Origin of the sequence: Blautia sp. TF10-30 (assembly GCF_003481245.1) — a bacterium.
Classification (GTDB): domain Bacteria; phylum Bacillota; class Clostridia; order Lachnospirales; family Lachnospiraceae; genus Fusicatenibacter; species Fusicatenibacter saccharivorans.
This window is the reverse complement of the sequence record NZ_QUKM01000028.1, coordinates 1-5,503: the sequence shown is the minus strand read 5'-3', so window position 1 is coordinate 5,503 and position 5,503 is coordinate 1. Positions and strand designations below refer to the sequence as shown.

General features: G+C 32.9%; 7 protein-coding genes and 1 pseudogene. 4 read left to right on the top strand and 4 right to left on the bottom strand.

Features of this window, described 5'->3' with window-relative positions:
* Positions 1-116 precede the first annotated feature (116 nt).
* Genes DXD02_RS15155 through DXD02_RS15140 form a run of 4 tightly spaced genes read right to left on the bottom strand, consistent with a single transcriptional unit; the run spans position 117 to position 3,444 of the window.
* A complete protein-coding gene (locus DXD02_RS15155; RefSeq protein ID WP_092073365.1) occupies positions 117-1,283 on the bottom strand; it encodes an ABC transporter permease subunit in 1,167 nt (388 codons plus the stop codon).
* A gap of 4 nt (positions 1,284-1,287) precedes the next feature.
* Entirely contained in the window at positions 1,288-2,154 is an 867-nt protein-coding gene (locus DXD02_RS15150) for an ABC transporter ATP-binding protein (protein ID WP_005334760.1), read from the bottom strand.
* The gene (locus tag DXD02_RS15145; RefSeq protein WP_092073367.1) at positions 2,145-2,900 is read right to left on the bottom strand and encodes a hypothetical protein; all 756 of its coding nucleotides are present in this window, start codon (positions 2,898-2,900) and stop codon (positions 2,145-2,147) included. Before DXD02_RS15145 ends, DXD02_RS15150 begins: the two co-directional genes overlap by 10 nt.
* Positions 2,890-3,444, bottom strand: coding sequence for an RNA polymerase sigma factor (locus DXD02_RS15140; protein WP_005334762.1), 555 nt, complete (start codon positions 3,442-3,444; stop codon positions 2,890-2,892). Before DXD02_RS15140 ends, DXD02_RS15145 begins: the two co-directional genes overlap by 11 nt.
* A gap of 389 nt (positions 3,445-3,833) precedes the next feature.
* On the opposite strand from DXD02_RS15140, the gene DXD02_RS15135 reads away from it, so the two are divergent.
* The 4 genes and pseudogenes from DXD02_RS15135 to DXD02_RS15120 form a co-directional block, all read left to right on the top strand.
* Positions 3,834-4,142: a type II toxin-antitoxin system RelB/DinJ family antitoxin gene (locus DXD02_RS15135; protein WP_029471590.1), complete on the top strand. Its 309-nt coding sequence runs from the start codon at positions 3,834-3,836 to the stop codon at positions 4,140-4,142.
* Positions 4,139-4,468: a type II toxin-antitoxin system RelE/ParE family toxin gene (locus DXD02_RS15130; protein WP_005334765.1), complete on the top strand. Its 330-nt coding sequence runs from the start codon at positions 4,139-4,141 to the stop codon at positions 4,466-4,468. The genes DXD02_RS15135 and DXD02_RS15130 overlap by 4 nt, the downstream gene beginning before the upstream one ends.
* 100 nt (positions 4,469-4,568) lie before the next feature.
* The gene (locus tag DXD02_RS15125) at positions 4,569-5,042 is read left to right on the top strand and encodes an antirestriction protein ArdA (RefSeq protein ID WP_243106630.1); all 474 of its coding nucleotides are present in this window, start codon (positions 4,569-4,571) and stop codon (positions 5,040-5,042) included.
* 60 nt (positions 5,043-5,102) lie between these two features.
* Positions 5,103-5,231: pseudogene (locus DXD02_RS15120) on the top strand (antirestriction protein ArdA); the annotation flags it as partial.
* Positions 5,232-5,503: the final 272 nt, after the last annotated feature.

The following is a 5,503-nucleotide window of genomic DNA, read 5'->3' as shown; positions in this document are numbered from 1 at the left end:
GACAAACGCTATTGTTACTTTTTTCTTCACAACCATCACCTCCACACACAAATTCCGATTTGTTACTCACATGATATCATATTTTTTCTTCAATTGCATTTTCATTGAAAAAATCATTAAAACTTCCAATGTTTAATATAAATAAAGCAATATAGTTGCATCCCTACTCGTATTAAGAGCTGAAAAATAAATATAAATCCTATATTAATGAAGAAGGAATGGAAGAAAAAAGCATCTTTTGAATATAGAATACCTAATATATTTTGTACATTCAAATTATTTATTGGAAACAAATACAAAATTTTGTTACCTACCCCTGTTTTTATCATTTGCACCAGCAATAATGGTAATATATATACCCCTAATGAAACAGCTAATACTGACATAGATGAATGCATAAGAGCTGATATTAACAATGTTACACTCTCAACAAATCCAATACCAACTAATTGCATGACAAGAATTAAAAAGTATATTTGAATATGGTTATATTGCAAAGGGAAGTCAAATAATCCCAACGACAAATTTGTTTGTATGTCTGAATTCCATCCGCTCATATCATACATTGTAGAGAAAACACCTATGTTGACCAATTGAAAAATAATAAATAAACTCACTGTAATAATACTTGTCGCAATCAATTTAGCAAATATCATTTTGTTTCTTCCATATTTTGTAACTAACAGAATCTGATTGATATTTTTAGAATTATCATCTGAAAACACTATGGAAGATACCAATATTGTAATTATGGACAAAAGAGCATATATATATCCAAGTACTCGATATAAGTCTGTCCATGGAACATAATTTCCTAATGTCAAAGGAGTATCAAATTTTTTAAATCCAACCTCGTCCAATGAATATAAATCCACGTCTTCTATTGTTAATCTTTGGCCTTTATTAACCTGTTCAATCATTTCTGAATAAACATTTTCGGCATCTTTTGAAAAAAAAGTATCTCCCATTTCCCAATAAAATGGATAAAAAGGCTTATTAACAACTTTTTGCTCTTCATTCTCTTGGAAATTATTCATAGAATCAGACAGAATCATTTTAACTTTTTCATCTGTAAACTCTCCAGAATATTTTTCATCTATTATTACATCGAGGCTCTTTTCAAACCCCTTTTTCTTATTACTCGCTTCACTCATTGATAGCTGTGAATAGTGATACCCAACAAAAAAAATCCCCAGAAGGACTAAGCATCCTACAACAATCCCACCAAATACAGTTCGGTTTCTCAATATTTTCCCAAGTTCAAACTTAATTAGCGATGTCATACTCTCATTCCCCCTCTCTAAAATAAAACAAATACAAATCTTCTAAAACCGGATCAACTTGTTTCGCATTTGCAAAAGGTTTTTCCCTTGAAATAAGTCGAAGAACAACTCCGTCTTCTCCATATTTACGATTACTTACTGTATATACTTGCTCAATTCGATTTACTTCTTTTTCTGGAACCAGGCATTCCCATACACACTTGTTAATATCTTTCAACAAATATCTTATTGTGCCTGTATTTTCAATTCTACCTTTTTTTAGAATAATGATTTCATCTGCTATATATTCTATATCTGATACAATATGTGTAGACAATAATACTATTTTTTCTGATGCAAACGAACTTATCAGTTTTCTAAATTTAACTCGCTCTTTGGGATCGAGCCCTACCGTAGGTTCATCTAATATTAAAATTTCCGGATTATTAATCATTGCTTGAGCGATACCTAGTCTCTGTTTCATTCCGCCAGAATACTTTCTGATTTTTTTATTTTTCACATCATCTAAGCCAACCTGAATCAATAAATCTAAACATCTCTTTTTTGCTATTTTCCCATTTAAGCCTTTCAATGAAGCGATATACATCATAAAATTTAATCCTGTAAAATCAGGATAGTATCGAAAATCTTGTGGTAAGAATCCAAGAATCGAGCGATAATATTCTGCTTGCAGAGCAATATCTTTATGGTCATATTGTATATTTCCACAATTTGCTCTCATCAGTCCACAAATAATACGAAATAAAGTTGTTTTACCCGCCCCATTAGCACCTAATATTCCGTAAATTCCAGGAGTAAATCGATACGACACATCATCAAGCACAGTTACATTCCCATATTGTTTTGTTATATTATTAATAGTTAATTCCATACTGAAGCTACCTCCCATTTGATTATTTTAGTTTGAGAATATAAGATAATCCCTAATATTGTCGTTGTAATGAAATATGCTATTCCCCAATAAAGCATTCGGATTTCATATATTTTAAAGATATTTGCAATTAAAATAACTGCGACACAAATACTTCCCGATATACACCATAGGAAATAATTATGTAATTGCTTTCTCCATATAGTTATAAGCGAAAATAAAATAATGCAAACAATATTGTATGGAACAAGTACATAGACTAATATCTGATACAAAGGCAAAGATACTATAGATTTAGTCATAAGAGAAAGCAAAATAACAATTACCATATCAATAATGCCAAAAATCAATAATTTCATCATAATATGTTGTCGCAAATCATATTTGAATGTCTGTTCCAATTCCCACATTCCTGTAGTAAAACTTTTGAATAATTCATCTAAAAAAAATAAAGCCGAAATGAATATTACACCTGTAATGCATAACATTATTTCACTTATCGGCTGTAAATTTTTAAAATTTAATGCCATAGTTATCCCTGATAGAAAGATGAATAATTGAATTATCCAAGTATGAACATGTATGAAGCGAAAAGTTGACAGGAATAGCTCAAAGTAAGAATGTCGACTCATTCCAAGTCTAATCATTATTTCATATCCTAATTCGATGGTTTTTTCACGTCCTTCTATATCACCTTCTAATTTATAACCAGCCAATTTCGATATAATATCTTTTTTATCCATCATAAAATTCCTCTCTTTCTAAAACTTTTTCTAATTTTCTAAGGCCTTGATAAATACGTGACTGTACAGTAGATACCCCCACGCCAGTAATTGTCGCAATATCTTTTACCTTTAAATCGTGATAATACCGTAGTATCACAACCTCTCGTTGTATTTCAGGAAGTAAATCAAGTGCTTTTTGAACCGTTTCTTTTCTCTCATCATGTAATATTTCATCAATCAATGAAGTGTCTAAATCAGTTGTAAAATTATCTGTGAGTTCTATTTGCTCAATATGTCTTTTTTTCAAATAATTATTGCAAGTATTGACAGCCATAGTGTATAGATAATTTTGAAATTTTCCTATGAATCGGTATCTAGGTAAACTTTCTACCAATTTTAAAAAAATATCCTGTGTTAAATCAGAAGCTATATCGCAGTCTCCATAACATCTGCGAACACAATAAAAATACACACTATCATAATATTTATGTACTAAAATATCCCATGCATCAGGATCTCCCATCTTAATTTTGTTTATTATCATCCAGTCTTGTATCATATCCATCACTTTTCTCTTAATTATTCTTCTCTATATATAAACAACTAACCTTAACAAATCATTTAAAAACACAAAAACTTTTTATATTTTTTTATATTTTTTTACAATATGATAAACTATTCTTCCCCTCATGAGCAAGGGATTAGGAGTTCCCTGTGGCGGTTAGTATGCAGTAGTTCGATTATCCTGTAAGCGTGAGTTTTCCAAACTTATCGGATTCTTGGTAGTTGCCTTAGTAGCCGTTGGTCTTGTATTCAATGCGTCCGGCGTAAAAGATGTATTGTTACAGTTATTCAATAAGATTATTGGAGCATAAAATTAGTATTGCTATTGTGCGGACATTTGCATATAATAAAGATAGATGGAAATACTACTCACGAAAGGAGATGTTTTATATGGCTACAAAATCAGCAAATTTATATGCAAGGATTGAACCAGATGTCAAAGAAAAAGCAGAAAGTATCCTGTCTACACTTGGTATCCCTGCTTCCAGTGCTATCAATATGTTTTATAAACAGATTATCTTACAGAGAGGACTTCCGTTTGAAGTAAAAATACCATCTGACAGACCTGTTGATATCAGCACATTATCAGAAGCAGAGTTCAATGAAGAATTGGAGAAAGGATATGCGGATATGCAGGCTGGACGGACAAAAAATGCGAAGAAAGCATTTGCTGACATTCGCAAGGATTATGGCTTATGATATATGAAGTAGAATTATCCGAACAGGCTGACAGTGATTTGAGAGGGATTTTTGAATATATTTCTTTTGAATTACAATCGCCGGAAAATGCAAGCGGACAGCTTGACCGTCTGGAAGAACAGATATTAAGTCTGGATACGATGCCGGAGCGTTATCGAAAATATGAAAAAGAACCGTGGAAAAGTCGTGGACTTCGTGTATTACCAGTAGACAATTATGTGGTACTTTATATTCCAGACAGCGATAAAAAAGTTGTAACAATACTTAGAGTAATGTATGCCGGACGGGACATAGACAATCAGTTAAATCTCCACACAAAGCAATAAAGGATATGATTTAAAGCAGCCTTTCATTTATGATCGACTGCTTTTTTCATATTCAAAATTAAAAAGAAAGGGCTGAATTACGATGGAAGAATGTAGCGTATTGATTGAAACGACCAAATCAGCAGAGGATAAAACCTCTCGCTGGTTCGATTTACCCATTGATTATGAGCTGTTCCGTGACCTGCTCGGCGTGGAAGCTGACAGTGGCGATTATCAAATCATTGATATGAAGCTCCCCTTTGCTGGCGACATTGTAAGGACAACATCTGTCAGACGGTTAAACAAGCTGTACTTTGCTTACACGGATTTATCGCCAGAAGTTCAGCTGGCTTATAAAGAGTTGATTTCCTATTGTGGCGGTGTAGAGGATTTATTGCAGAAATCAGAAGAATTTCTGTTTTATCCAGAGTGCCACAACATCATGGACGTTGCCCGTTACCGCTTGGAACATAACATTGATTTTTTTGCTCTCTCCGAAAAGGGAAAGAAATATTTTAATCTGGAAGCCTACGTCCATGAACCGGAAGAAAAAGGACGTTATGCGGTCTGCAACAATGGTATGTTCAAGCTCTGATGGTGGGTATTGCTTATGGCAGATTTTATGAATACGATGAGTGAAAGGAAGTGACCGCTTATGATTGATGATATGCAAGTCTATATAGCCAATCTTGGCAAGTACAATGAGGAAGAACTGGTCGGGGACTGGTTCTCTTTTCCATTGGACGAAGAAGTAATTGCAGAACATATCGGCTTAAATGCAGAGTAGGTAAACGTCTCTTTTAATCTCCATTGTTATACTCCCCATTTCCGTGCATCTGCACACTTTTTAGTAATGAGATTCCATCACAGAACGACCTGAATTTCAATATGTATTCCCATTTTATGTGCATCTACACACTTTTATGTAATGTTGATAAATATATTTTCAGATTTTTTTATTGCAGTGTTTATAATCGACTACTCCAATCGTTATTATAGGTAAACAACAAAAAGAAGATGGTTCCGATGTTTCATTAAATATGTTCGTTAGTCTTT

What these genes read in the sequence shown, in the direction of transcription:
- DXD02_RS15150 (WP_005334760.1), bottom strand. Translation starts at nt 2,154, where the DNA reads ATGGAATTAACTATTAATAATATAACAAAACAATATGGGAATGTAACT.
- DXD02_RS15135 (WP_029471590.1), top strand. Translation starts at nt 3,834, where the DNA reads ATGGCTACAAAATCAGCAAATTTATATGCAAGGATTGAACCAGATGTC.
- DXD02_RS15130 (WP_005334765.1), top strand. Translation starts at nt 4,139, where the DNA reads ATGATATATGAAGTAGAATTATCCGAACAGGCTGACAGTGATTTGAGA.
- DXD02_RS15155 (WP_092073365.1), bottom strand. Translation starts at nt 1,283, where the DNA reads ATGACATCGCTAATTAAGTTTGAACTTGGGAAAATATTGAGAAACCGA.
- DXD02_RS15145 (WP_092073367.1), bottom strand. Translation starts at nt 2,900, where the DNA reads ATGATGGATAAAAAAGATATTATATCGAAATTGGCTGGTTATAAATTA.
- DXD02_RS15140 (WP_005334762.1), bottom strand. Translation starts at nt 3,444, where the DNA reads ATGGATATGATACAAGACTGGATGATAATAAACAAAATTAAGATGGGA.